The organism is Filimonas effusa, assembly GCF_004118675.1.
Lineage (GTDB): Bacteria > Bacteroidota > Bacteroidia > Chitinophagales > Chitinophagaceae > Filimonas > Filimonas effusa.
In genome coordinates, this window is sequence record NZ_SDHZ01000001.1 from 2,878,714 (window position 1) to 2,904,440 (window position 25,727).

21 protein-coding genes are annotated in these 25,727 nt (G+C 45.3%); 4 read left to right on the plus strand and 17 right to left on the minus strand.

Annotated features, from left to right (window positions below):
* Window positions 1–25 precede the first annotated feature (25 nt).
* Window positions 26–1,672 carry a glycoside hydrolase family 28 protein gene (locus tag ESB13_RS10885; protein ID WP_129003006.1) on the minus strand — a complete coding sequence of 549 codons (1,647 nt, stop codon included), beginning with the start codon at window positions 1,670–1,672 and terminating at the stop codon, window positions 26–28.
* Window positions 1,673–2,087: 415 nt separating this feature from the next.
* Here ESB13_RS10885 and ESB13_RS10890 point away from each other — a divergent pair, with 415 nt between their 5' ends.
* Together ESB13_RS10890 and ESB13_RS10895 are read left to right on the plus strand one after the other, a co-directional pair.
* Window positions 2,088–3,125, plus strand: coding sequence for a LacI family DNA-binding transcriptional regulator (locus ESB13_RS10890; protein ID WP_129003007.1), 1,038 nt, complete (start codon window positions 2,088–2,090; stop codon window positions 3,123–3,125).
* 159 nt (window positions 3,126–3,284) lie between these two features.
* Window positions 3,285–3,503: an ATP-binding protein gene (locus tag ESB13_RS10895; RefSeq protein WP_129003008.1), complete on the plus strand. Its 219-nt coding sequence runs from the start codon at window positions 3,285–3,287 to the stop codon at window positions 3,501–3,503.
* Window positions 3,504–3,582: 79 nt separating this feature from the next.
* Here ESB13_RS10895 and ESB13_RS10900 read toward each other — a convergent pair whose 3' ends face one another.
* The 13 genes from ESB13_RS10900 to ESB13_RS10960 form a co-directional block, all read right to left on the minus strand.
* Window positions 3,583–4,596, minus strand: a complete 1,014-nt coding sequence (locus tag ESB13_RS10900) for a zinc-binding alcohol dehydrogenase family protein (RefSeq protein WP_129003009.1) — start codon at window positions 4,594–4,596, stop codon at window positions 3,583–3,585.
* Window positions 4,597–4,657: 61 nt separating this feature from the next.
* Window positions 4,658–5,446: an L-fucose dehydrogenase gene (locus ESB13_RS10905; RefSeq protein ID WP_129003010.1), complete on the minus strand. Its 789-nt coding sequence runs from the start codon at window positions 5,444–5,446 to the stop codon at window positions 4,658–4,660.
* Window positions 5,447–5,457: 11 nt separating this feature from the next.
* Window positions 5,458–6,291, minus strand: coding sequence for an amidohydrolase family protein (locus ESB13_RS10910; RefSeq protein WP_246022490.1), 834 nt, complete (start codon window positions 6,289–6,291; stop codon window positions 5,458–5,460).
* A gap of 4 nt (window positions 6,292–6,295) precedes the next feature.
* Window positions 6,296–7,156: a fumarylacetoacetate hydrolase family protein gene (locus ESB13_RS10915; RefSeq protein ID WP_129003011.1), complete on the minus strand. Its 861-nt coding sequence runs from the start codon at window positions 7,154–7,156 to the stop codon at window positions 6,296–6,298.
* A gap of 10 nt (window positions 7,157–7,166) precedes the next feature.
* Window positions 7,167–7,943: an SDR family NAD(P)-dependent oxidoreductase gene (locus ESB13_RS10920; RefSeq protein WP_129003012.1), complete on the minus strand. Its 777-nt coding sequence runs from the start codon at window positions 7,941–7,943 to the stop codon at window positions 7,167–7,169.
* Window positions 7,944–7,966: 23 nt separating this feature from the next.
* Window positions 7,967–8,317, minus strand: a complete 351-nt coding sequence (locus ESB13_RS10925; RefSeq protein WP_129003013.1) for an L-rhamnose mutarotase — start codon at window positions 8,315–8,317, stop codon at window positions 7,967–7,969.
* A gap of 18 nt (window positions 8,318–8,335) precedes the next feature.
* Complete coding sequence (fucP, locus tag ESB13_RS10930; protein WP_129003014.1) at window positions 8,336–9,607, minus strand: L-fucose:H+ symporter permease; 1,272 nt, start codon at window positions 9,605–9,607, stop codon at window positions 8,336–8,338.
* Window positions 9,608–9,727: 120 nt separating this feature from the next.
* Entirely contained in the window at window positions 9,728–11,368 is a 1,641-nt protein-coding gene (locus ESB13_RS10935; RefSeq protein ID WP_129003015.1) for a pectinesterase family protein, read from the minus strand.
* Between the two features lie 46 nt (window positions 11,369–11,414).
* Entirely contained in the window at window positions 11,415–13,007 is a 1,593-nt protein-coding gene (locus ESB13_RS10940) for a DUF5123 domain-containing protein (RefSeq protein WP_164974168.1), read from the minus strand.
* A gap of 28 nt (window positions 13,008–13,035) precedes the next feature.
* A complete protein-coding gene (locus ESB13_RS10945) occupies window positions 13,036–14,811 on the minus strand; it encodes a RagB/SusD family nutrient uptake outer membrane protein (protein ID WP_129003017.1) in 1,776 nt (591 codons plus the stop codon).
* Window positions 14,812–14,830: 19 nt separating this feature from the next.
* Entirely contained in the window at window positions 14,831–18,022 is a 3,192-nt protein-coding gene (locus ESB13_RS10950; RefSeq protein WP_129003018.1) for a SusC/RagA family TonB-linked outer membrane protein, read from the minus strand.
* Between the two features lie 191 nt (window positions 18,023–18,213).
* Complete coding sequence (locus ESB13_RS10955; RefSeq protein ID WP_129003019.1) at window positions 18,214–20,823, minus strand: MGH1-like glycoside hydrolase domain-containing protein; 2,610 nt, start codon at window positions 20,821–20,823, stop codon at window positions 18,214–18,216.
* A gap of 32 nt (window positions 20,824–20,855) precedes the next feature.
* Entirely contained in the window at window positions 20,856–22,181 is a 1,326-nt protein-coding gene (locus ESB13_RS10960) for a voltage-gated chloride channel family protein (protein WP_129003020.1), read from the minus strand.
* A 248-nt stretch (window positions 22,182–22,429) separates the two neighbouring features.
* Here ESB13_RS10960 and ESB13_RS10965 point away from each other — a divergent pair, with 248 nt between their 5' ends.
* Complete coding sequence (locus tag ESB13_RS10965; RefSeq protein WP_129003021.1) at window positions 22,430–23,275, plus strand: universal stress protein; 846 nt, start codon at window positions 22,430–22,432, stop codon at window positions 23,273–23,275.
* A gap of 11 nt (window positions 23,276–23,286) precedes the next feature.
* Window positions 23,287–24,114, plus strand: a complete 828-nt coding sequence (locus ESB13_RS10970) for a universal stress protein (RefSeq protein WP_129003022.1) — start codon at window positions 23,287–23,289, stop codon at window positions 24,112–24,114.
* A 58-nt stretch (window positions 24,115–24,172) separates the two neighbouring features.
* On the opposite strand, the gene ESB13_RS10975 is transcribed toward ESB13_RS10970, so the two are convergent.
* The 3 genes from ESB13_RS10975 to ESB13_RS10985 form a co-directional block, all read right to left on the minus strand.
* A complete protein-coding gene (locus tag ESB13_RS10975; protein ID WP_129003023.1) occupies window positions 24,173–24,361 on the minus strand; it encodes a hypothetical protein in 189 nt (62 codons plus the stop codon).
* 74 nt (window positions 24,362–24,435) lie between these two features.
* Window positions 24,436–24,825, minus strand: a complete 390-nt coding sequence (locus ESB13_RS10980) for a DUF1398 domain-containing protein (protein ID WP_129003024.1) — start codon at window positions 24,823–24,825, stop codon at window positions 24,436–24,438.
* 114 nt (window positions 24,826–24,939) lie between these two features.
* The gene (locus ESB13_RS10985; protein ID WP_129003025.1) at window positions 24,940–25,704 is read right to left on the minus strand and encodes an AraC family transcriptional regulator; all 765 of its coding nucleotides are present in this window, start codon (window positions 25,702–25,704) and stop codon (window positions 24,940–24,942) included.
* Between the last annotated feature and the right edge of the window lie 23 nt (window positions 25,705–25,727).

Here is a 25,727-nt window from a genome sequence, read left to right on the forward strand (position 1 = left end):
TATGGCAAGTAAGCTCAATTGGCATCTATTTCTTTATCTCTAACACATTTGCCGCAGCGCCATCTTTAAATACGGCTTTTTCGCCTGCTGCAGTAACACTGGTACCCGATAACTGGATATTTTTAGTTCCTTCGCCGCTGATCGTAAATAAGCGGTCCGCCTTTTCATAGGCGATACCAGCGAATTTAATATTGCTGCTGTTCTGAATATTGATCAGGGGTGCCGTTTGAGCTATTTCCAGTTTAACGTTTTTAAGGGTGATGCCTTTAGCTTCCTGGATATCAATACCCTGTTTTGCTTTTACAACCAGGTTCGAAATTTCAATATCACTGATCTGCATTTCGGGTAATCCTCTTACGAATACCGCTTTGCTGGCGCCATCACAAATGACGTTATTGATCCTGAAGTTGCGGAAAACAGGCGTGGCTTCGGTTACAGGCAGCAGTTGTACTTTAGGCGCCTCTCTTTTCTCACCGGCCATAGGTACGGGATCCTGTGCAGCATAATACATATCGAATAAAATAGCCTCACCGGGAATGTCTTTCATATTTATGTTGTTTACATAAATATTTTCAACGACCCCGCCTCTGCCACGGGTTGTTTTAAAACGAAGGCCAATATCGGTACCAATAAAAGTACAGTCTTCCACAAAAATGTTTCGGGCGCCACCGCTCATTTCACTGCCTATTACAAAGCCGCCATGTGCATGATACACCGTAGTATTACGTATAATCACGTTTTCAGTAGGAATACCTCTTTTCCTGCCGGCTTCATCGCGACCCGATTTAATGCAAAGACCATCATCGCCAACATCGAAGTAAGAATCTTCTATCAGCACATTTTTACAGGATTCAGCGTCTATCCCATCGCCATTCTGGGCATACCAGGGGTTTTTAACGATAACGCCACGTAAGGTAAGGTCTTCACAAAGCAACGGATGTAAACACCAGGCCGGGGAATTCTGGAAAGTCACTCCCTGGAATAGTATTCTTTTACATTTATTGAATACAAGAAGGTTGGGGCGGAGGAAATCTTTAACGGATTCATAGAACTCATCGGTTTTGCCTGGTTCTATAACGCCGGGATTTTTCATTTTGGAGGCTTTGAAGCCTTTTTCAGTAGGGAACCAGGAATTACCTTGTTCATTTACCACCCCGCCGGAAGCAACAAGCGTTTCCCACTGACTGGCAGTAAGCTTTTCCTTTTTTACCATACGCCAGGCGTCGCCATTACCATCTATGATGCCATAACCTGTAATACCTATATTCTGCTGGTTGTCGGCAGATAAAGGTGATTGATTACGCATCTGGGGAACGCCTTCCCATTCGCTTTTCACCAGTTTATACTGGTTGAAATCGCTGGTAAACTGAAGCAGGGAATTTTTGGCAAGGTGCAGGTTTACATTGGATTTAAGAACTAATGGACCTGTTAACCAAAAGCCTTTGGGGATTAAAACCACCCCTCCTCCTTTTTTGTTGCAAGCATCGATAGCTGCCTGAATAGCGGTGGTATTTAGCGAAATACCGTCGGCTTTGGCACCATAGCTCTGAATACGGAAGGTGTCTTTTTTAAATGCCGCCTGCTGAATTACCGGCAACTTCTGTGCTGTGGCCGGTAGCATAGCTGCAAACTGGGCTACGCTTAACAGACAAATCAATCGGGACCATTTCATACAATCGCTTTTTCAAGTAAAATAAAATGGCTATACAGGAGTCCCTGCATAGCCATGCTTTTCAATAACAACCATTTTATTCTAAACCTATAAACCTTGAACACACAAAGTAAAACCCCTTTTTCTTTTTTACAAGAAAACTGCTTTGCCTTTTTTCGCATGGCAAGCGCTGTAAGGATCAGCAATGCTACTTATATATTCGGTAGCATAACCACCTATAAATCAATTTTTTTATGCAAACGTTACCGAAAACGTTAACCATTTAACAACTATTTGCAACCCAAATACCCGAGTTACAGTATCTTACACCCCAGGTCAATAGAAAGCTATTGATAATCAACCCAATATACGCAAGCTTCAAATTTGCTATCTTTAAGCAAGTTTGAGAGATTTCTAATACCAGTTGTTCGTTAATATGAAATATGAAGCGGTCACTATTAAAGACATAGCCAAGGCCTTAGGACTTTCCACTTCCACAGTTTCAAGAGCTTTACGGGATAGCCACGAAATAAGTGCTAAAACCAAAAGCCTTGTAAGGAACTATGCCAAAGATCTCAATTACCGGCCTAACCCTATTGCACTAAGCCTGAAGGAAAAACGCAGCCATTCTATAGGTGTGGTCGTATGCGAGATCGCCAACAGCTTCTTCTCCCAGATCATCAACGGCATTGAATCTATTGCCTACGATAAAGGCTATAATGTTATTATTTCCCAAAGCCACGAATCGTATAGCCGCGAGGTGCTGGATGTAGATTACCTGGCGTCCCGTTCTATTGACGGACTACTGATATCGGTTTCAACCGAGACCAATAATTTCGGTCATCTTCAGAAGCTACACGAACAGGGGCTGCCGATTGTATTCTTCGACCGCATTATCAATGAAATTCAAACGCATAAGGTTACTGTAGATAATTTCTCCGGCGCCTATGATGCTACCCGTCACCTGGCGGCAGAAGGCTACAGGCGTATTGCCAATGTTTCCGGCTCGGATTACCTGACCAATACCCGTGAACGTATCGCGGGCTACCGGGAAGCCCTGCACGATAGCAGGCTACCTTACGATGAGCAACTGATTAAATACTGCATCCACGGCGGAAAACAATACGAAGAAGTGGAAGAGGTGCTCGACCAGCTATTCGCACTGCCGGAACCACCGGATGCCCTGTTCTCCTCTGCCGATAAGATCACTTCTCACTGTATGCGCTACCTGAAGATGAAGGAGCTTAAAGTTCCAGAAGAAGTGGGTATCGTAGGTTTCTCCAACCAGGCGATGACGGAGCTGCTGAACCCGCCACTTACCATTGTAAAGCAGCCGGCTTTTGAAATGGGGCGTATCGCCATTGAAATGCTGTTACAGCTCATTGAATCAAAGAAACCGGTAAAACAGTTTGAACACAAGGTGTTGCCTACTGAACTTATTATCAGGGATTCGTCGACTGGGAAGATCAAATAACACCTCATAAGCCAGATCTACATTACGCAATAATAATCAATTAATTAGATAATATTTGCGCTCTAAAATCAAAAAATCGTCACTCCTAAAGTGACAGTTTTCTGAAAAATAGCTTTCACAGAGTGACAAAATGAGCCGTCTGCTTCCTGTGATTTTATAGTGTATTCTGAAGGCGGAACTGCACTGCCTGTGCAGGTAAGCTGGGATACCAGTAACCCTGATACACGCGACCGCGAATTGAAAGGCTTATTAAAAGCTTGTACTTATTGCAATGTAAAAGAGGGGTGGTTGCTGACAACCGAAGAAGAAGAAATTATAACGCTTAACGGGATACAGGTAACAGTAAAGCCTATGTGGAAATGGTTACTGGAAGGTTAGGTTAGTAAAAGAACTGTAGCAGCGTGTATTATACACTGCATACAGTCCTTTTCATTTATCTGTTTTGTTTGAGGCCAGCTTATAGTTCAATCATCGCCTTTATCACTCCTTTGGCAGGATCTAAAAGCGAAGGAAAGACTTCGGCAGTTTCATCGAAACTTAACCTGTGTGTAATATAGGTAGCAGGATTCACAAGCCCTTTCTTCATAGAATTCACCACATGCTCAAAATCTTCTCTTGTTGCATTGCGGCTGCTCATGAGCGTTGATTCACGCTTATGGAATTCGGGATGGCTGAAGCTGATATCTCCTTTCTGTAAACCCACCAGTACATACCTGGCGCCATGCGCCATATATTGGAAAGCATTGTTGATGGCACGTAAGCTGCCGGTAGCATCTATTACTACGGTAGGCATATCGCCATCAGTAATTTGCTTTAATTGTTCCATTACATCGGAAGCCGCAGCATTCACAACATGATCAACGCCCAGCTTTTCTTTACAGAAGGCAAGACGTTGCTCATTGAGATCCATCACAATAACTTTGCCACCTGCAATGCGTGCAAATTCAGCAATACCTAAGCCAATAGGACCAGCGCCGATCACCAACACGTATTCGCCTTCTCTAACACCTGCACGACGCACACCATGTGCACCTATAGCTAAAGGTTCTACCAATGCCAGTTCATCGTAGCTTAAATCGCCACCATGCACCAATGAATAAGCAGGAACGGCCAGGTATTCTACCATACCGCCGTCTACGTGTACGCCACATACATTGATAGAAGCGCAACAGTTAGGCAGGCCATTACGGCAGGCGATACAGGTACCACAATTGAAATAAGGAATAATGGTAACCTTCTCTCCTGCTTCAAAACCTTCTGCACCGCCGGTTTCCACCAGGTCAGCCGCCAGTTCATGTCCTAAGATCCTTGGATAGTTAAAGAAAGGCTGCGTGCCTTCGTAAGCATGCAGATCGGTGCCGCAAACGCCTATACGCCTTATCTTCAATAAAGCCTGTCCCGGCCCGGGTACAGGCTGCTCTATGTTTTTATACTCAAAAGAGCCCGGAGTTGTACAAACTAAAGATTTCATTTCAATAAAATGTTTAAAACAATCTGTCAAACATTCAGCATAAAGTAATTAAGCAATATTCCTAGGCATTTGCAAGCGCTCTGTCCAGATGAACATAACCACCATCTACATGAATCAGCTGGCCGGTAGTATGACTGGAACGTTGCGACAACAGGAAGGCTGTCATATTTGCCAGCTCTTCGGCTGTGGTCATCCTGTTTTCCAACGGTATTTTAGAATTAATTTCAGTGAGCTTTTCCTCAGGGTTATTCAAAGTTTTCACCCAGGTATCGTAAGCCGGCGTCCAGCATTCAGAAACCACTACGGCATTTACACGAATGCCGTATTTCAACAGCTCTACAGCCCACTCACGCGTTAGCGCATTGCGCCCACCATTGGCGGCGGCATATGCCGAAGTATTGCCCTGGCCGGTCTCAGCCGTTTTAGAGGTGATGTTAACGATAGCGCCTTTGGATGCTTTCAACGCAGGCAAAGCATGATGCACGATCAGGTAGTAATGGATCATGTTTTTATGCAGGCTTTCCATGAAACGTTTGTAGTCGCCGGTCTCCAGTCCTACACCATCGTTTACGCCGGCGTTATTTACAACACCGTCAATACGGCCAAACTCATTAAGTACGGCCTGAACTGCTTTGGCACACTCTTCCGGCTCGCTTAACTCAGCAGCTACCTGAAAAGCTTTACCGCCTGCTGCTATCACCTCGTCCTGTACCTTTTTATTATCAGCGGCTTTACGGCCTACGATCACAGGAATAGCGCCTTCACCAGCCAGCACTTTTACAATGCCCTCACCAATACCTTTGGCGCCGCCTGTTACTATGATCACTTTATCTTTTAAGAGTAAGTCCATAACTATTTTGTTTAGGTCAATTGATAAAATTTAACTGCATTACCCCCGAAAATAGCAGCCTGCTCATCGGGAGAAAAAGAAGCATAATAATTCTTTACAATGTCCAGCATCTTTTCATAAGAAGCAGCCACCTGGCATACGGGCCAGTCGGAACCATACAGCAGCCTGTTTGTTCCAAAAGCATCCGTAACTATGTCGAGATACTTGCTGAAATCTTCAGGCTTCCACTGATGCCAATCAGCTTCGGTTACCATTCCCGATACTTTGCAGCTTATGTTCGGAAACTGAGCTACTGCACGCATCCCCTTTTCCCATTCTTCGTATTGCCGGTGTTTGATATCGGGTTTGGCAATATGATCTATTACAAACTTCGTATCGGGAAACTGCTTTACAAATTCAGGTATAAAAGCCAACTGATCAGGGAAGATGAGAATATCGTACGTAAAGTTAAACTGCACCAACTGGCCGATACCATTCAGGAACGCAGGTTTCAGCATCAACTGCCTGTCTTCTTCGCCCTGCAGCACATGGCGGAAGCCTTTCATGACTTTGAACGTACTATAATATGCCAACCGTTCTTTCACATCCGGCGAACGCAGATCAACCCAGCCCACGATGCCCTTGATAAAACTGTTTGCTTCTGCCAGTTCCAGCATGAACTGGTTATGTACTTCGGACTGGTCGGATTGTACCAGCACGCAGCCATCGAAACCATTGCTTTTTAAAACGGGCTCCAGGTCGGCAGGCAGAAAATCACGGCGAATCACCGACATATCTTCTGTGATCCAACTGTCCCTTTCTATATCAAATTGCCAGAAATGCTGGTGTGCATCAATACGCATCATATTGTTATCCTTCTTTTTTATAGGCAACTACGTTCTGGGTAGCTTCGCCCAGACCATCGATACCCAGTTCAACCACATCGCCCTCCTGCAGGTAAACCTGGGGATTCATACCCAACCCTACGCCAGCAGGCGTTCCGGTAGAAATAATATCACCGGGGAGCAGGGTCATGAACTGGCTCAGGTAAGAGATCAGGAAAGGCACCCTGAAAATGAAATTAGAAGTATTGCCATCCTGCATGGTTTTACCATTGACTTTCAGCCAGAGACGCAGGTTATCAGGGTTGCTGACTTCCTCTTTGGTTACCAGCCAAGGCCCCATTGGTGCAAAGGTATCGCAACCCTTACCCTTATCCCAGGTACCATTCCTTTCGATCTGGAATTCTCTTTCACTCACATCGTTATGCAAACAGTAGCCGGCAACATAATCCATTGCTTCGCTTTCTTCTACGTAAGAAGCCTTTTTGCCTATTACCACTGCCAGCTCTACTTCCCAATCCGTTTTTTTGGAATTGCGTGGAATCACAATATTATCGAAAGGCCCTGCCAATGCAGTAGTAGACTTCATAAATACTACAGGTTCCGGCGGTAAAGCTGCGCCGGTCTCCTTTGCATGATCGGCATAGTTCAGGCCGATACATACTATTTTAGAAGGCCGGGCAACAGGACTGCCGATTCTCACACCATCAGGTATGGGTTTTAATGCAGCTTTGTTATCTGCTATATAAGCTTCCAGACGATCTAAACCGCCGGTTTCAAAAAACTGTTCGTTATAATCGTCTCCCAGGCCAGTAACATCATAAGCTTTGCCATCGATTAAAACACCTGGTTTTTCCTTGTTGAGTTCACCAAATCGGATCAGTTTCATGTATGCCTGTTTAATTATTTAATTTAATAAATCCACCATCGATGGGATAGTCACATCCGGTGATGAAAGAAGCCTCATCGGAGCAGAGATATAGAATAAGATTTGCAATTTCTTCGGGCTTCGCCATTCTGCCAATAGGCTGCGTAGCGGAGAGTTTTTCAAACATTTCCGCTTCCTGCCCCGGGTAATTCTTCGCAAGAAACCCATCTACAAAAGGTGTGTGTACCCTTGCAGGCGAAATAGAGTTACAACGGATGCCGTCTTTGATATAATCCTTTGCCAGCGATAAGGTCATGGCATATACTGCGCCTTTGCTCATAGAATAGGCAAACCTGTCGGGTATACCCACTACCGCTGCAATAGACGACATATTAAGAATGGCGCCGCCCCCGTTCTTTTTCATCAACGGCACAGCTGCGTACAGGCAGTTATAAACTCCTTTTACATTTACCTGATAAATACGGTCAAAGTCTGCTTCCGGCGTAGTATCCAGCTTTCCTATATGAGAAACGCCGGCGCTGTTTACCAGGATATGCGGGGTAGCAATTTTTTCAAATACAGCCACCACATCCTGCTGCTGGCTTACATTCACGACGTGAGCCGCGGCTTTTCCGCCGGCTTCTCCGATCTCTTTTGCAGTAGCTGCCGCATTGTCTTCGTTCAGGTCAAGAACATGTACAAAAGCACCCTGCTGGCCAAACAATAAGGCCACTGCTTTTCCTATGCCGCTGCCACCACCTGTAACTACGGCTGTTTTACCTTGTAAGCTAAAGATCTGTGTTGACATATCAAGCAATTTATCATGAACAGTTACTGTGGTGTAAACTGGTCACGTAATGAAAAAATGCAATTCATCATTACCCATTTTTCGCCGGCGTCTGCAATGGGCAGTGCCTGCTGGTACTTCCACATCAGCGACTCCCATTCCTGTACTTTTGGATTAGCTGCATCCGACGCCGCTTTTGCTTGCATGCTAAACCCTTCTGTTACTTCCATTATCATAAAAAGACGGTTGCCGGCACGATAGATCTCCATTTCAGCAATACCTGCCGTGGCGATGGCATTTACGATCTCCGGCCATATGGCTTTGTGATAAGCATCATATTCTGCTATCAGCTGCGGATCATCAACCAGGTCCAATGCCATACAATATCTTTTCATAGCGCGGCTATTTACAGGTTAATGGGAAGCTGACACTACTACCGACTTATTATTCACGTTCCTGAATGCAAACCATGCTACCACCAGGAAGCCTATTGCCGGTACAATGTAAGCGATACGTATATTCTGCGTATCAATGATACGCGCCATTATTACTGGGAAAATAGCACCACCCACAATTGTCATTACCAGCAGGGAGGAGCCTTTTTTCCTGGTTTCGGCATCCAGACCTGATAAGGTGAGTGAGAAGATGGTGGGGAACATGATCGACATAAAGAAAGAAACTGCAATAAGGGCATATACTGCAACCATACCGCCATTAGCTATGGCCAGCGACAACAGTATGATATTGGCAATGCCATATAGAAGCAGCAACCTTGCAGGAGCAACATACTTCATAAGGAAAGTTCCAATGAATCGCCCAGCCATAAATAAACCACCTGCCACACCCAGGTATTCAGCGGCAGATTTTTCCTCCATACCGGCTGTTGTTTCAGCAAAACGGATGAAGAAACTTACCATACAAACCTGGGCGCCAACATAGCAGAATTGCGCCAGCAGCCCCCAGTTGAGGTTGGCATAAGAGAACACAGAACGGCGCGTTTTTACAGTAGTATCTGCCACCACTTCCTCTTCTTTTATTTCAGGCAGGTGTGTACGCCATAATATAACCGCTACTAACAGCACTACTGCCCCTATTATGATATAAGGCAACTGCACACTGGCTGCTTCTTTATTCAGATAGGCATTTAAAGCATCAGGCGTCATTGCAGCGCTTTCCTGGGCGGTAAGGGTTTTACCCGATAAAATATAACGGCCACCTATGATAGGTGCCAGGAAGGCTGCCAGTCCATTAAAAGATTGTGAGAAATTCAGACGCTGTGTGGCGCCATCGGCATCGCCCAGCACCATGATATAGGGATTGGCTGCTGTTTCCAGGAAGGTAAGCCCACTTGCTATAATGAAAAGCGCCGTCAGAAATAAGCCGAATACACGGGCTTCGGCAGCAGGATAAAATAAAAAAGCACCCAGTGCAAATAAGAGTAATCCCAACAGGATCCCCGATTTATATCCATACCGTTTCATGACCATACCTGCCGGCAACGCCATCAGGAAATACCCGATAAAAAAAGCAGAATCGACCAGGGACGACTGCAGGTTATTCAACTGGCAGGCCTTTTTTAAATGCGGGATCAGGATGGGGTTTAAATTATGCGCAAACCCCCAAAGAAAGAAAAGAGAAGTAATAAGGATCAGAGGGAGCAGGAATCTGTTCTTTGTCGTATTCATATGCTTTTGTTAGTCAACCGCTTTTATTACAAAAAAATATAGCCTTTACCCAAGGCAAAGGCTACAAATTAACAGAGAAAGCGTAAGGCCACATTCTTGAAAATTGGCTACTTATTCACTTCAATTGGCATTTTTATAGTCAATCCAGTCTCCGAAAACGTGTACGTGATCAAACGCCTGCACATCATCCGCTTTAAGCTGGTGTGACCAGGATGCTCTTTGAGCCCTGGCAGCCCCTTCTCCCCTGCTCCTGTACTCGGCATAAAAAGCAGTTTGCTCGTTTTCTTTTTTCCCCCAGTTATCCCAGCCTGCTGCAATTATCGGCTTCCCCATTTCGCAATCCAGGAAAACAGTTTTGGCATAGGGGCGCCAGGGACGGCCCAGGTAATGTGTCGCAGTTCCTTCGCCGGTAATACGGCAGCCCCGGAATACATAGCCATATTTTTTATCCTGTGGCGTAGAGGCAGCCGTAACATAACCTGCTTTCTTACAGTGTATGGTACAACTGTCGAAAACAGCCGTGGAAGCCCCGAAAATAAAATCAACAGTACCTTCGATATAACAGTTCAGGTAATACTGGCGGCTGTTAACACCGTAGGTATAAAGCGTATCCTGGAAACCCAGGAAACGGCAGTTGATAAAACGAACCCTATCGCCACCCACCAGCACAGCTACTGCCTGACCTACCGGCCCCGCTGAATTGCTGAATGTAATATTCCTGGCAGTAAAGTCCTTACCCCATACAAAAAAGCCGGAAGAGCCTGATGTTCCCATCGGCTCTCCCAGTATATTCTTCTTACCCGCAAAATCATCGTTGGTGATAATTACACTATCTGCCTGCTGACCTATAAGGGTTACCAGGCTTTTCGATTCCGGCAGCGTGAGTTTTTCCTTATAAACGCCATTTTTAATAAAGATGACTGTTTCCGATTTACGCATGTCCGGCACAGCATTAATAGCAGCCTGCACTGTCGTAAAATCGCCGCTGCCGTCTTTTGCTACTACAAAATCATATTTCTTTCTTACCAGGCGTTCCGCCAGTTCAAGCTTTAATTCCCTTATCCCCTGTACCGCCAGCTCGGCCATGGCTTTCGCTCCGGAAGGACTGAAATGCGTGTCATCTTTTTTACCCTGGGGATAATTTACATGCCCGGAGTCAACATAGTTAAAAAGCTGTTTCGCTCCTTCTTCTCCCATGCCGTTTATCAGGGTTTCCGATTTCAGGTGCATGTCAATCAAAGGCACTTTTAAACTATCTGCTATCCTGCGCACTACCGGCGGATAAGCACCATGAGAATCATAGAGGCTACCGTCACGGAAGCTCCTGCGCATTACAGGCGTTAATAGTACAGGGATCGCCTTTTTAGCCCTGGTTTCATTCACAAACTTAACCAGGTTAACACCATAAGCCGCAGGAGAGACGCCTGTGCCGGGTTTATCGATCTTTTCGTCGTTATGACCAAATTCAATAAACACATAGTCTCCCTCCTGCAGGCTATCGGCTACCGCTTGCCAACGTTTTTCGTTTATAAAGGAAAGTGTGCTTCTGCCATTCATAGCCCGGTTGGCAATCGTTACCGACTCATCGAAAAACGCACCGAATGCCATTCCCCATCCCGTTTCCGGGTAAGCTTTTGGCAACTTGTTGGCCATCGTAGAGTCGCCTACCATCCAGATCGTAATCTTCTTCCGCGCCGGCATCATGAATGCCATTAAAAAAAGCATCATGAATACCGGCAAACTGTAACGCCATTTAATCATCCTATTATAAGTTATTGGTTTCTGGCTATCACTTCCCTCCCTTGCACTAAGGCATCCAACGACTATCACCCGCAGTGGAAGCACCTGCAAATAAACTATCTTTTATTACGAAGTTGCCGCCAGCCGGTTCTGTAAACAAATTAGCGCTGTTATTAGTATAATTTATAACACTGGGTATAGCACCAGCTGCAAAAACCACGTCACTAGTTATATAAGAATTGGTAACTATAGGAGCGCTGGCTGCACGGTATCCGTTAGCCGTTGCTGTTGCTGATAATGTTTTACCGATGATTGTATTTTTGATGGTAAACGTACCGGCAGAGAACGTATTATAATCTATCATGTAACGTGCATTACCTGTAGTGTTATAGATGGTACAGTTTTCAATTTTTACAGAGGTTGAAGCCGCTGCATTGTGCAGGATGAGCGCATACCCTATATCATAGAATGTGCTTTGTGTAAATTCGATATTCGTGATTTTTCCTGTAGCTGTATTAGAATGCACCATTGCATAAGTGCCATTACCAGCTGAATTTACGCCACAGTCATAAACAATACAGTTATTAAATGCTACTTTTTTGATGGTGATATTTTTAGATCCCTGTACTCTTACAGGCGTGTTAGTGAAGTTTCTAACAATACAGTTATCAAAAATAATGGCTTCTGTTACTGTTGAATCGCTCTGATTAAAAATATAGTTTCTCTTTGTTCCTCCGGGAATATTGGAGGGTAATCCTGTAATATCCACATTGGCAAATTTGATGGTTCCCGCAGCTAAAGGCAGGTTGAGGCCATTAAGAGCGATTACAGGTCTATTAATGCCATCTTCGCCCCATATGGTAACAGAAACATCTTTAGGCAAAGCAATAGCGCTGGCGTAGTCGAAGGTTGCTCCCTGAGGAATTACCAAAATACTATTATTGGCAGCAGCGGCGAGCTGAGTGGCCAGGTCGGCAGCAGAGCTAATGTTAATTACATTCGTACCTGTAGGGTTTGCGGCATATGTTTTAAAGCTACGATTGCCACGCACCCCGTTATTGTAATACAATTTTGCGGTGTATTGTGTACCATTTGTCAGGCCCGTAATAGTTTTGGCTCCCGCCGTTTTTTCACTGGCGCTGATATCGTATTTATTACTTCCTATCATAAAATGGCTTACATCGTTAGGAGTTTTCCATTTCAGCGTAACAGATGTTTGTGAAAGGTCTGTCCGTTCTACCCGGGTCATGATTTGTTCAGAACCAGATTTGAATGTAACCGTGGTCCATTTAGATTCAGGGGTATCAGCGCTAACTGCTTTTACTCTAAAAGAGTAATCAGTTTCACCATACAATGATTTAAAGGTATATGTAAGAGTGGTGGCGTCGAGATTTTTTACAGAACGAACAGAGGATCCGGAGAAGTCCTGGTTTCCGTTATCCACGAGTTCGATATCGTAGTGTTCCGCCTTAGTTACTTTTGCCCAACTCACGTTTACTGAGGTGCCTCCCACTACGGTAGTTGTAACGGCAGTAGGAGAGAACAGTCTGCTAAAATCGACAGAAGTAATTTCGTCGTCAATTTTTTTACTGCAGCCGGCAGATAATATAGCCGCTGTAAAGCCTATAATGGATAGTGCATTTTTTATTAAGTGGTTCATTTTTGCTGGTTTTAACTGGGTGAAAACATTAGAAATAGCCTGCATTGGTCAATTGCCCGTTGCTTGCATCGAGGAACACCTGCCATATAGGCCAGAATTGTTGCTGATCGGGATTGCGCAGGAAGAGAGCGTCCCAGAAGGTAGCGGCGTCGCCTGTTGCAGCCATTTTCCAAGATTTGGTACTGTAACCCAGTGCTGCACCTGCAGCATCTGTATCGCCATGGTTCAAACCATAAATAGTTACAGTTTCACCATCAGCCGCTGTTTTATAATAAATGTTCTGCGGAAGATCGGCGTAAGCACCCTGGCGGTTTTCCAACTGCTGCAATTTGGTTTTTGCTTCCGTTAATTTAGCACCCAGCAGGTTCCAGCGGATAAGATCATTCTTACGTAACATTTCACCAGTAAATTCCAATGCCCTTTCGTCTACGATAGCATTAAAAAAGGCGGTTTTACTGGCAGTAGCCTGCGCCATAAACGCATCAACCTTCGCAGATGCAGTAGGGAAAGCACGGGTGCGTATCATTTTAAGATAAGGAGCCGCAGCAGCAGGACCATCAATTTCATTGATCGCTTCAGCAGCCATCAGTATCACATCTGCATAGCGCATGTATAACCAGTTCAGTCCATCGTCATTGGTAGAAGTTACACGCCTTGGCAACCATTCGTAACGGTATTTGCCAAAATACCATTTCCCAAGGCTGGTAGGAGTTTGTACACCTTTGGTCCATTCGTAAGGCACACAGGTTACATCACGGCGCGCATCATCTTTATCATACATATAGTACATAAGAGGATTGGGACCATTAGTACCGCCTTTATTCTGAGCAGTATATTTATCTGCATCGGTATGTTTTACCCCCAGGTCAAATATTACACGGCCACGTCCTTCACTGAAAGGTATTTCCCATAACGATTCCAGGCCGGCTTTATTTGTTTCTGCACAAAGTGTTTTAAACACCTCCTGGAATCCGAGCAGCTTACAGGTACCGCTATTAATTACATCAAGACATTCCTTCTTGGCGATAGCATACATTTTTTCAGGAGCCAGATCGGGATCGGAGCTCAGGCGAACTACATTGTTGGCACGCTGGCCATAACCACCGGCAGCCAATGCCAGCCTTGCCCTTAAACCTTTTACAAACGCCTTATTCACTCTCTCTACTGAGCTGGTTACTGTTCTTTCATTGGGCCACGCTACCAGGGTAGCCGCTTCTTCCAGATCGGCAAGCAGTTGTTTGTAAATAATATCCCTGTCACTTCTGGCCACATACATGGTAGCAGTGGTGATGGGCTCAAAGCGTGCAGGCACATCGCCCCAGCCTCTCAACAGGTCATTGTATAAAACCGCACGAAGTGTGAGCATTTCACCAAGCACCTGTGCGAGATCTGCATCGTTTTTTACATCGCCATAGGTACGCAGGCCCCTGATAGCAAGGTTGGCACGTTCAATACCTTCGTAAAACTTCGCCCAGGCGTTGTTGTCTGTATTCATCTGGCTGTTGTTCACATTTGTCTGATAGTTCGACAACAATGATTTTTCGTCAGATGTATTTTTCAGCGAGTTGTTTACTTCACAGTCGTTGTTAATACCATAAAAAACAAGGTAACGGCCACGATAAGAGTTGGTTTCACCAAATGACTGCAAAACACCGGCAATGGTACCTTCAGCCAAACTGGGTGTAGAGAATATAACCGATTCGTCCATGGAAGACTTGGCCGGCGTATCCAGCGTTTTCTTACAAGATGCACTAAACAATAGAACAGCGGAGGCTATAAATAATTTATATAATATCTTTTTCATAAAATGGCAGTTTGTGTGATTAGAAACTCAGGTTTAAACCAAAAACAACCATGCGACTTCTCGGATAAGCCGAATAATCAACACCCGGCGTTAAGGCTGTTTTACGACGTGTAGATACTTCAGGATCGAAGCCGGTATAGTTAGTGATACAGAAGATATTATAACCGGTCATATAGAAACGGCAATTCTGTATTTTAACTTTCCTGATCAAAGCAGCCGGCAGGTTATAACCTACTGTAAGTGTACCTAAGCGCAGGAAGCTACCATCCTCCACTGCCCAGTCGGTAAATACATAACGGCTCATATAAGGAGACCATAAAGTAGTGTTGGCATTCATTTGTTCCAGCTGTGCAGGATCATTGGAGAGGGTACCGTCGGACAGCAGGTTGGTCCAGCGGCTTCCTTCAGCCATCGTAGTGATCATATTTCTGCCATAATATTTACTGGTAGAAGTGTATTCAATTTTGTTGGCATTGTAGATCTTATTGCCATAACTCCAGTTGAACATCGCGCTAAGATCAAAATTGTACACACGTGTATTGATTGTAAAACCACCGGTATGTGTAGGGTTTGCATTACCTATGATCGTTTTGTCTGATGTATTGATGATGTTGTCATCTTTGGTCATATTCATCAGTTTCATAGTACCAGGCCTGACAGTGCCTACAATAGCACTGGCATCTGCAACACCATCTTTCAGGATCCATTTGCCTGTAGTTGAGTTATAACCGGTGAAGTCAGAAACTTCGTACCTGCCGGTGCCATCGAGTTTGTAACCATACATCTGGCCCACAGAACCTCCGGTAGAGATCCAGTAATCGGTACCAACTTCTGTAGAAGCCCATCCCGATTCAGCTCCAAAATTCTGCATCTGACCCAGTGACAGAATTTTATTTTTATTGAAGCCGATGTTACCGCTGAAGTTTAAACCAAAGTTCTTTTTATCGATTGCGCTCCAGTTCAAAGTCAATTCCAGACCACGGTTGCGTGTTTCACCCATATTGCGGTATTGGTTATCATACCCCACACCGGAGATCGGGAATAAGATCAGCAGGTCTTTCGTATTGTTCTGATAAAAATCGATAGTACCGTTCAGCTTCTTGCCTTTCAGGGTAAAATCAAGACCTACGTTACGGGTTACAGTAGTTTCCCATTTCAGATCGGGATTAGCCATTGTTTTCGAAGGAGCCCAATAGCTGTTATATCCGTTTACCCATGTAGTGGTATTTACATCAAAGGTCTGTACCATCTGGCCGCTGGGTATATTATTGTTACCTGCAGTACCATAGCTTACACGGAGTTTCAGATCATCAACCCAATCAGAAGCTTTTTCAAAGAATTTCTCTGAAGAAATACGCCATGCAGCTGCCACTGAAGGGAAGTAACCCCATTTATGACCATCGGAGAATTTAGAGGACCCGTCGGCGCGGAATGTAACCCCTACCAGGTATTTGCTGTCGAAATCATAATTGGCGCGACCGAAGAAAGAGAATAAGCGATCATCGGGGTAAAGATAATTCTGTACAGAGTTGGCCTTTCCTTGTGCAGAAAGCTTGAGGGCATTATCAAACGTAAATGTTTTGGGGAAGCCATGTACTGAAGTGGTCAACGCTTCCTGTTTGGTGGCTATATATTCCTGGCCACCCAGTACATTCAGATGATGCTTGCTTTTAAGTATGTTTTTGAAATCGTAGGAAACGGTATTGGTGTTGCGAATAGACTGTCTTTGTGATTTAACGAGTTCAATAGCCGGTAAACCCTGGTTCAGCGCCGTAGGCACGTTACGTACATAATAAGTGGTGGTGCCATAGAACCTGTCGTCCTGGGTGCGGATATCATCCAGGCCAACTTCTGTACGAATTTGCAGTTCAGGCGTTATTTTCCAGCTTACAGCACCATTCAGGTTTATGTTCGCCCTTCTTTGTGTGCGATCATTATCGGATAACGCCACCAGCGGATGATACATATTAAAAGCGTCATCCAGTTCATCTGCATCTGTTAAACCACCTACTGGAAAAGTAGGATAGATCATTGCATATTTTAAACGGGAATCGGCAGAAGACTTTTCGTTTTGTTCGTTGGTACCGCCGCCATCTACTTTAGTAGTAGAATAACGTACGGCCAGGTCAATGGAAATTTTGTTATTAGGACGGTTGTTCAGCTTCAGGTTTACGTTATCGCGCTGAAATCCTGACATCTGCATGATAGCCTTGTCCTTGATATGTGTATAGCTTACAGTGTACCTCAATTTTTCGGTACCGCCGTTCATGCTCAGGTTCTGGTTGAATGTATTGCCAATACGCCCGAATACCTGGTCCTGCCAGTCATTAGGCGTTACTTCTTTATACAGGTCAATATCCTGCCAGTTACCCAGGTATTTTGTGTACTGATCGGACAGCTTGTTATCAAGTAAAGCGCGTTCGTACTGCCATTTAGCGTAGTCGTATGGGCTCAGTACATCCAGCTTCTTGGCCAGCTTCCTGTAACCGCCATAAACATTATAATTAACCGTAAACTTTCCTGATTTACCACTTTTAGTGGTAATTATAATAACACCATTCGCACCTCTCGATCCGTAAATAGCGGTAGAAGACGCATCTTTTAATACGTCCATAGATTCAATATCTGCAGGAGCTATATCTGCAATAGAAGTAACAGGAAAGCCGTCTACAATAAGTAAGGGTGAATTATCGCCGGTGATGGAACCGCCACCACGAACGCGTATTTTAAGCTCAGCATCAGGCGAGCCTTCGGTTGCAGTAACCTGCACACCCGCCAGGCGGCCTGTTAAAGCTTCGGAAGCGTTCGCTACCGGCACTTTCATCAATTCCTTCGACGACATACTGGCGATGGCGCCGGTAAGATCCTTCCGCTTGGAAGTACCGTAACCAATTACCACTACGTTATCCAGGTCGTTCTGGTCACGTTCCAGTTTTACATTTACATCTGTTTTACCATCGGTGGTAACATTCATGACCTTATAGCCAGTATAACTGATCACCAGGGTCACATCCCCCGTTTTGCCGGTCTTTAGGTTAAAAACACCCTTTTCATCTGTCTGAACGCCAGCCTTTGTCTCTTTCAGCACTATGCTTACGCCAGACAGGGGAGCGCCATTTTCGTCAGTAACTTTTCCTTTAATTGAGCGGGATTGTGCAAACAAAGCTAGCGCGTACAGCAGCCATGCACCGAGGAGCATCATCTTTTTCATACAACAAGCAAGTTTATATGTCTTAGTATATCGGTTTAGTTTTCTCAGGAAACCTCACAAAGTCATTCAAGCAATCAATCGCAGAGTTACAGCTTTTAACTTATGTTTTTAACTATTCTTTCATAGTTATTTACGCAAACGTTGCCAAACCGGTTGTATGAAATAAAGCAGCTTCTATCGCCCTCGGCTGCTCATGAATGGTACCGCAGACGGATAAGATTGGCTATCAACCCACTCCAACCTGTTTGATGCGAAGCGCCCAATCCCTTCCCACTGTCGCCATGAAAATACTCATTGAAAACGATCAGATCAGCGAAGTAAGGATCGGTTTGCAGCTTTTCATTGTTGCCAGGAAAAGCGCGCCGGCCCTGCTCGTCTTTCATAAATATTTTCAACAAGCGTTTTATCAGCTCATCCCCTACCTCCTTCAAAGAATAATAATTGCCGGAAGCAGTGGGATATTCAATACGGAAATCATCGCTATAGAAGAAATGAAATTTCCGAAGGCTTTCTATCATCAAAAAGTTCATGGGAAGCCATACAGGCCCGCGCCAGTTGGAATTACCACCATAAATAGTGGTATCGCTTTCCCCGGGAGTGTACTTCACCACCAGCTTCAGATCGCGGGCATTCAGCACATAAGGATTTTCTTCGTATCGTTTAGAAAGAGAACGCACGCCATAGTCACTTAAAAACTCGGTTTCATCAAGCATCCGGCTCAGCAGGCGTTTCATTCTATGCCCGCGTAACAGGCTCAGCAGGTGTTTTTCGTCTTTGCCTTCTTCGTACCAGCGCGATACCAGCTTAGCCAGGTCTGGCCGGTGTTTTAAGAACCAGTTCATACGATTGGCAAATTCAGGATTCGCGTCGAGCGTATCCTTGGCAATCACCTCCACCGCAAAAAGCGGGATCAGCCCTACCAGGCTTCTGATCTTTACTTTAAAGACCTGCCCGTCGGGCGAACGCACCTGGTCATAAAAGAACTCATCTTCATCGTCCCATAAACCGCTATGCTCTTCTCCCATATTTGCCATAGCGCCCGCGATATACATAAAGTGTTCAAAGAACTTAACCGCCATCTTGGTGTACACTTTATTGTATGTAGCCAGTTCCAGGGCTATATGCAGCATATTAAGCGCATACATGGCCATCCAGCTGGTAGCATCGGCCTGCTCTGTCACAAGCCCGTCGGGTAATACCATACTGCGGTCAAAAGCGCCGATGTTATCCAGTCCCAAAAAACCACCCTCGAAAATATTGCTGCCGCCCGCATCTTTCCGGTTCACCCACCAGGTAAAATTGATCAGCAGCTTATGGAACATCGTTTCCAGGAAAACATAATCTTTTTCTCCTTTAATGCTGGCATCGAGCTTGAAAACGCGGTAGGCAGCACCAGCCTGTACCGGAGGGTTGACATCGCCAAGCGACCATTCATAAGCGGGAAACTCACCGGAAGGATTCATAAACCATTCATACGTCAGCATCTCCAGTTGCTCTTTGGCAAAATCGGGATCTATCATCGCCAGCGTAACACAATGGAATCCCAGATCCCACGACGCATACCAGGGAAACTCCCATTTATCAGGCATGGAAATGATCCCCTCGTTGTTCAGCTGTTTCCATATATGGTTACGCCCCTGTTTTCTTTCAGACGGCGGCACCGGCATCGCAGGATCACCATCAAGCCATTGCTGTACATTATAATAATAGTATTGTTTATTCCAAAGCATACCCGCCAGCGCCTGGCGCTGTATCATACGCTCGTCGATATTGGTAACCTGCCGCTGGAAATCGTCGTAAAACGCGTTGGCTTCCTCCAGCCGTTGCTGAAATAACGCATCAAAACCGGCAAATGCATCCCACTGCTCCCCGGCAGAAAGCCGCAACCTGATGGTATGTGAACCTTCTGCAGGTACTACTATATCATAATCCACCGCCACCTTAGAACCTTTCTGCTCCGGATTTACAGTAGAACGCGCATGAATAATATAGTCGTTGATACCATCCTTCGGATACAGCGTACCCGTATCGGTATGATATAAACGCCTGTTATTGGTTTCGTTTTCGCAAAACAGGCTTACACCACCTTCTTCAAAATAGAGATACTGCATATTCAGTCTTTCATGCTGAATACCGATAATATTCTCCGACAGTTGCTGCATCTCAGGCTTGTAGTCATGCCTCCCCCAGCTCCAGGTATTTTTAAACCAGGCTGTAGGCAACACATGCAATGCCGCATTTTCACTGCTGCGGTTGTGTATGGTGATCTTTATTAAGATGTCATCCATATCCGCTTTTGCATATTCTACGAAAACATCGAAATATTTATCATCATTGAAGATCCCGGTATCTATCAATTCATACTCTTCCTGCTGTTTGGTACGCTGCGCATTTTCTCTTACAAGTTGCTCATAAGGAAATTCGTGCTGCGGATATTTGTACAGCATTTTCATATACGAATGCGTTGGCGTTGCATCCAGGTAGTAGTAAAGTTCTTTTACATCTTCGCCATGATTTCCCTGCTGGTTCGTTAGCCCGAAAAAACGTTCTTTCAGAATAGGATCACGTTTATTCCATAGGGCCAGGGCGAAACATAAACGCTGTTTATCATCGCATATGCCTGCAATACCTTCCTCCCCCCAGCGCCAGGCCCTGCTGCGGGCCATATCATGCGTCGTATAATTCCACGCATCACCATTAGCACTATAGTCTTCACGAACGGTGCCCCACTGACGGTCACTTACATAAGATCCCCATTTCTTCCATCCGGGCTGTTGTAATCTTGCCTGTTCTGTAGTCATTGGCTGTCTGTATTTAAGATGAAAACCTGTTCTTATTTCCTGAGATCTCTCAGGCTCTTGACGCCACCGGCCAGCGGCTCGCCGGTTTTAGAGCTTTGAAGACGCTGCGACAGGTATATACCCGACTGCCCGCTGAAATAGTACGCAGTGAAACACGCTACGGCATAATACAAAATGTACTCCCCGCCAAACAATTCCACCCCCATAAGGGTACAGGCCAGCGGCGTATTGGTAGCGCCTGCAAATACAGCAATGAAACCCAGCCCCGCCATCAGGTCTACAGGCGCATGCGTAAAAACAGCCAGCGTATTGCCCAGTGCAGCTCCCATAAAGAACAAGGGTGTAACCTCGCCACCTTTAAACCCCATCCCCAGCGTAATAGCCGTGAACAAAAGTTTCCAGTACCAGCTGAAAGTATCGGCGCCTCCTGCACGGAAACACGATACAATAGTTATCGAATCCGGACGCGCTCCGGTAACACCCAGGCCAAGATAATCCGTTGAGCCCAGCAAAAAACACAAAACAATGATAATTATGCCCCCCACTACAGGAATCAGCCATTTGTAAGCAATCTTACGATTACTATAGCGTTTGATGGCATGCGATAACTCTGCAAAGAAGTAACTGGTAAGTCCAAAGCACGCGCCGGCCATTACCACCTTCAGCAACAACCACCAGTTAAACGGCAGAAAGCGCAGTACCGGTTGAACAGTATCACGAAAAGTAATGGCATAATGTGTATGGGTGATGCCCCAGGCGCTGCAGGTAATATCGGCCAGCAGGCTGGCCATAAGACAGGGTAACAGCGCCCTGTAATTCATCCTGCCTATGAACAACACTTCAAGCGCAAAAACAGCGCCGGTGAGCGGCGTGCCGAAAACTGCCCCAAAGCCTGCCGCCATACCCATCATCAGCAATATCCGGGTATCCTCCCTGTTCAGCTTGAACCAGCGCCCTGCTAAACCCGCCAGACTGCCCCCTATCTGAACGGCGGTGCCTTCACGGCCTGCCGACCCGCCGGTAACATGTGTCAGCAACGTTGTTATCAATACCAGCGGCGCCATACGCAAAGGCACGCCACCACCAGGCTCATGGATCTCATCCATAATAAGGTTATTACCCGCTTCCGCATTTTTCCCCGCCCACTTATACAGGAAATAAATAGCAACCCCGGCCAGCGGTAACAGAAAAAGCAACCAGCTATACCTGTACCGCAAAAGCGTAACATGGTCGAGCGACCATAGGAAGAAGGCTACAAAGGAACCTGCCGCCAGCGCCACAGGAACAGCCAGCAGCAACCAGCGGAACAAATGACTAATCACAGAAAAATCGATCTTCGGCCATTGGGGTCTGTACATAATTGAACCGCATTAAGATGCTAAAGTACTTCATTCCATTCTTTTCAGCCTGCCGGCATCCCCCAACCGAAGCCGGTTAGTTATATAATGCTATCCTCCTTTCCATGCCAACGCAGTTATACCATCGATCTGCTATAATATAACATTAATTCCGTTAAAAAATAGCAACTATAATCCTTAAAGTCAATGACAAACGTCATGTTTTAAGGGCTTTTCTGAATATATCTTCACCCTATAAAACTTCAGGTATGGAAAAGATATTGCTGGCCATAGACAGTACTAAAATAAATCTGGATACCCTGGATTTTGCATGTTATGTAGCTGTCCTCACTCACTCGAGATTAACCGGTGTTTTCCTGCTCAATCAACAGGAAAAAGAAGCCCCCGTATTACGTAATATGTTTGGGGTTACATATGCTGAAACAGTTGTTGCCGCTGATATCCCCGGCAATATTGAGAAAAAGAAATTATGCGAGAAAAATATACAACTGTTCATGGAAGGCTGCCAGAGAAGAGGCATCAGCTGCAGCGTTCACGTAGATAAGGGCGTTGCAACCTCTGAACTGATAGCAGAAACACGCTTTGCCGACCTGCTGATCGTTGATTCCGGTATGACCTTACAGGAACGCCAGGAAGAAGCCCCCAGTACCTTCCTGCGCGAAGTGCTGGCCAAGAGCGAATGCCCTGTAGCTATGGCGCCACCGGTATTCCGTGGCATAGATGAAATTGTATTTGCTTACGACGGAAGCGCATCTGCCGTATATGCCCTTAAACAATTCACCCATCTCTTCAAACCACTGAACGATAAAAAGATCACCGTTCTGCAAGTGAACAACGAAGAAGATGAAGAGCTACCCATCATCGAAAAAGAAAAGATAGGAGACCTGCTGAAAGTACACTACTCCAGCATAGGCTTCCAGGTGTTACAGGGAAGAGTGAACGACGAACTGGGCAATTACCTTCATGGAAAGAAAAATGCTTTTGTGATCATGGGTGCATTCGGACGCACCATGCTGTCGGTATTCCTGAAACGAAGCGCAGCAGACCTTGTGATCAAAAGAATAAACCTTCCCCTGTTTATTGCACATCGTTAATCATATGTAACATGAAAAAGATGATAGTAGCACTCGACGGATTAAAATACTCCGAAAGTGCAGCGAGTTACGCCATTCATCTCGCAAAACAGTCAAACTCTTTCCTGGCAGGCATTTTTCTCGATGACTTTACCTACCATAGCTACCGGATATATGATCTTATAGAAAGCGGCGGGGAAGAAAAAGTGGTGCTCGAAGAAACCGACAAAGCTATCAGGGCCGAATCGGTTTCACAATTCGAAAACGCCTGCGAAGAAGCAGGCATCAGCTTCGCCGTACATCACGACCAAAGCATCGCCCTCCAGGAACTATTGCATGAAAGTATTTATGCCGACCTGCTGGTGATAGACGGAAAAGAAACACTTACCCATTACACCGAAAGAAGCCCTAGCCGCTTTATCCGCGACCTGCTTGCCGAAGCGCAATGCCCCGTAGTAGTAGTGCCTTCCAGTTACCGCGTAATGGAAAAGATCATTATGCTGTACGATGGATCGCCTTCATCAGTATTTGCGATCCGCATGTTCAGCTATGCCTTCCCGGTATTAAAACACCTGGAAACTGAAGTGGTTACCGTTAAAGACCCGGTAACAGCTATGAACCTCCCGGATAACAGGCTCATGAAGGAATTCATGAGACAGCATTTCCCCAAAGCAACCTATACGGTACTAACGGGAGCCGCCGAAACGGAAATAGTGGAACACCTGAAAAAACAATTCGGCCAAACACTGGTAGTGCTCGGAGCCTACCAGCGCGGCATGGTTTCACGCTGGCTCAAAACAAGTATGGCCGACGTTCTTATACGGGAACTGCATTGCCCCCTCTTTATTGCACACAATTGATTTGAATTTGGATTAATAAACGGGCGAAGGCCGGTCAGCAATGACCGGCTTTTTGCTTTTATCCCCTGCTCTTTCTCCGTATAAAAGAATACGACAAACCGGCGGCAACAACAATACCCAGGTATACCGCTATCGCTCCCGCTGTAAGGTTAAGCGTTTGGTTCAATACAAAATGCCTGAATAACAAGGTAGATACCAGCAAAAACAAAAAGAACAGACATGCAAACAAAATGAAAGGTAGTTTCATCAATATAGGTTTTAAGGTTTTCAGCAGTATAAATTTACACCCATTTCAGGCAGATATCCGTTCTCCACAATTCATCAGGCAGGGATCACTTCTTCCAGCACGTTATTTCCTGCTTTATCATAATAAGTACAGGTCATGGCATCCATACGCACAGTCCATTGCTCAATTCCGTTAACAGCGCAATCGCTGCAAAACCGGGGATAATCTGTATGCCCCTGCTGGTGGGCTTTTAAAGCTTTGGCAAACTGTGCCGCATTACAGGTATCTGCTACCCGCAAAAGGTCATATTTCGCCGGCGCAGCAATCTTATAGCCTTCTTCTCCACAGTAATCAATATGCCCGTCTGCTACATATGCCTCATACGACTTAACTCCCAACGCTTTGATCTCTTTGATATAAGCAGGAAAATCAGCACCCGATTTCACTTTCGAATGCGCAGCCTTGATCTGTTCTAAACTAAACATGGTAAATGATTTGATGGTATACAATCGATGCGGCTTATCTGGTCACCAGGTATAGCGCCTGCCGCCTCACAAAGTTGCGGCAGCCAAAGCTGCCGGAATTGTAAAAAATCGTTTTTATAACCCGCGCCTGTATCTTTCCGGGGTATCGCCGGTGTATTGTTTAAAATCTTTGATAAAATGCGCCTGGTCAAAAAATCCATGTTCATAACAAATATCAGTAAGCGATTTGCCCTGACCCAGGCTGCCAATGATAGCATTGAATCGTACTATCGAAGCAAACTTTTTAGGCGTCGCGCCTACTAACCTCCTGAAACGCTTCTCCAACGGACTTTGACTTATAAACAATTTTTCACTTAGTGTCCTGATCGGAATATCTCCTTTAGATACATAAATAAGCTTCACAGCCTCCGTCACAAGGGCATCTTCTTTAACATCCTTAAGCTGTGATAAAAAAAACGCATTCATAATACCAATACGCTGCGCATCGGTTTCTGCCAGAGACAACGCTTCCTCTATCCGCTCAATACTATATCTGTCAAATACCTGGTGTAGCGAAAGACTTTCATTAAACAGCTCATTAGCCGGCAGGGCGCTGAAACGCGCGAACCCCGTTTCGGTAAAATAAACAAGAATGGTCCCTATCCCCGGGGAGTTCCGGAACAACCTGTAACGATCGCTTATCCCTGTAATTCCTGATGAAGAAAGCCGGTTTAACGTTACGTCGTCAACCACGGACAAATGACCACGGTATTGAAATCCTATAACAAGCCCCGTTACCGGAAACACCTTGTACGCCGCTTCCTGGTCATTTTCAGAAATAGCGTAATACTTTATATAAGGAGTTAAAACCACTTCTGGTAAAACTTTATCGAATCTCATTAATGCAGGAAGGCTTGATCATT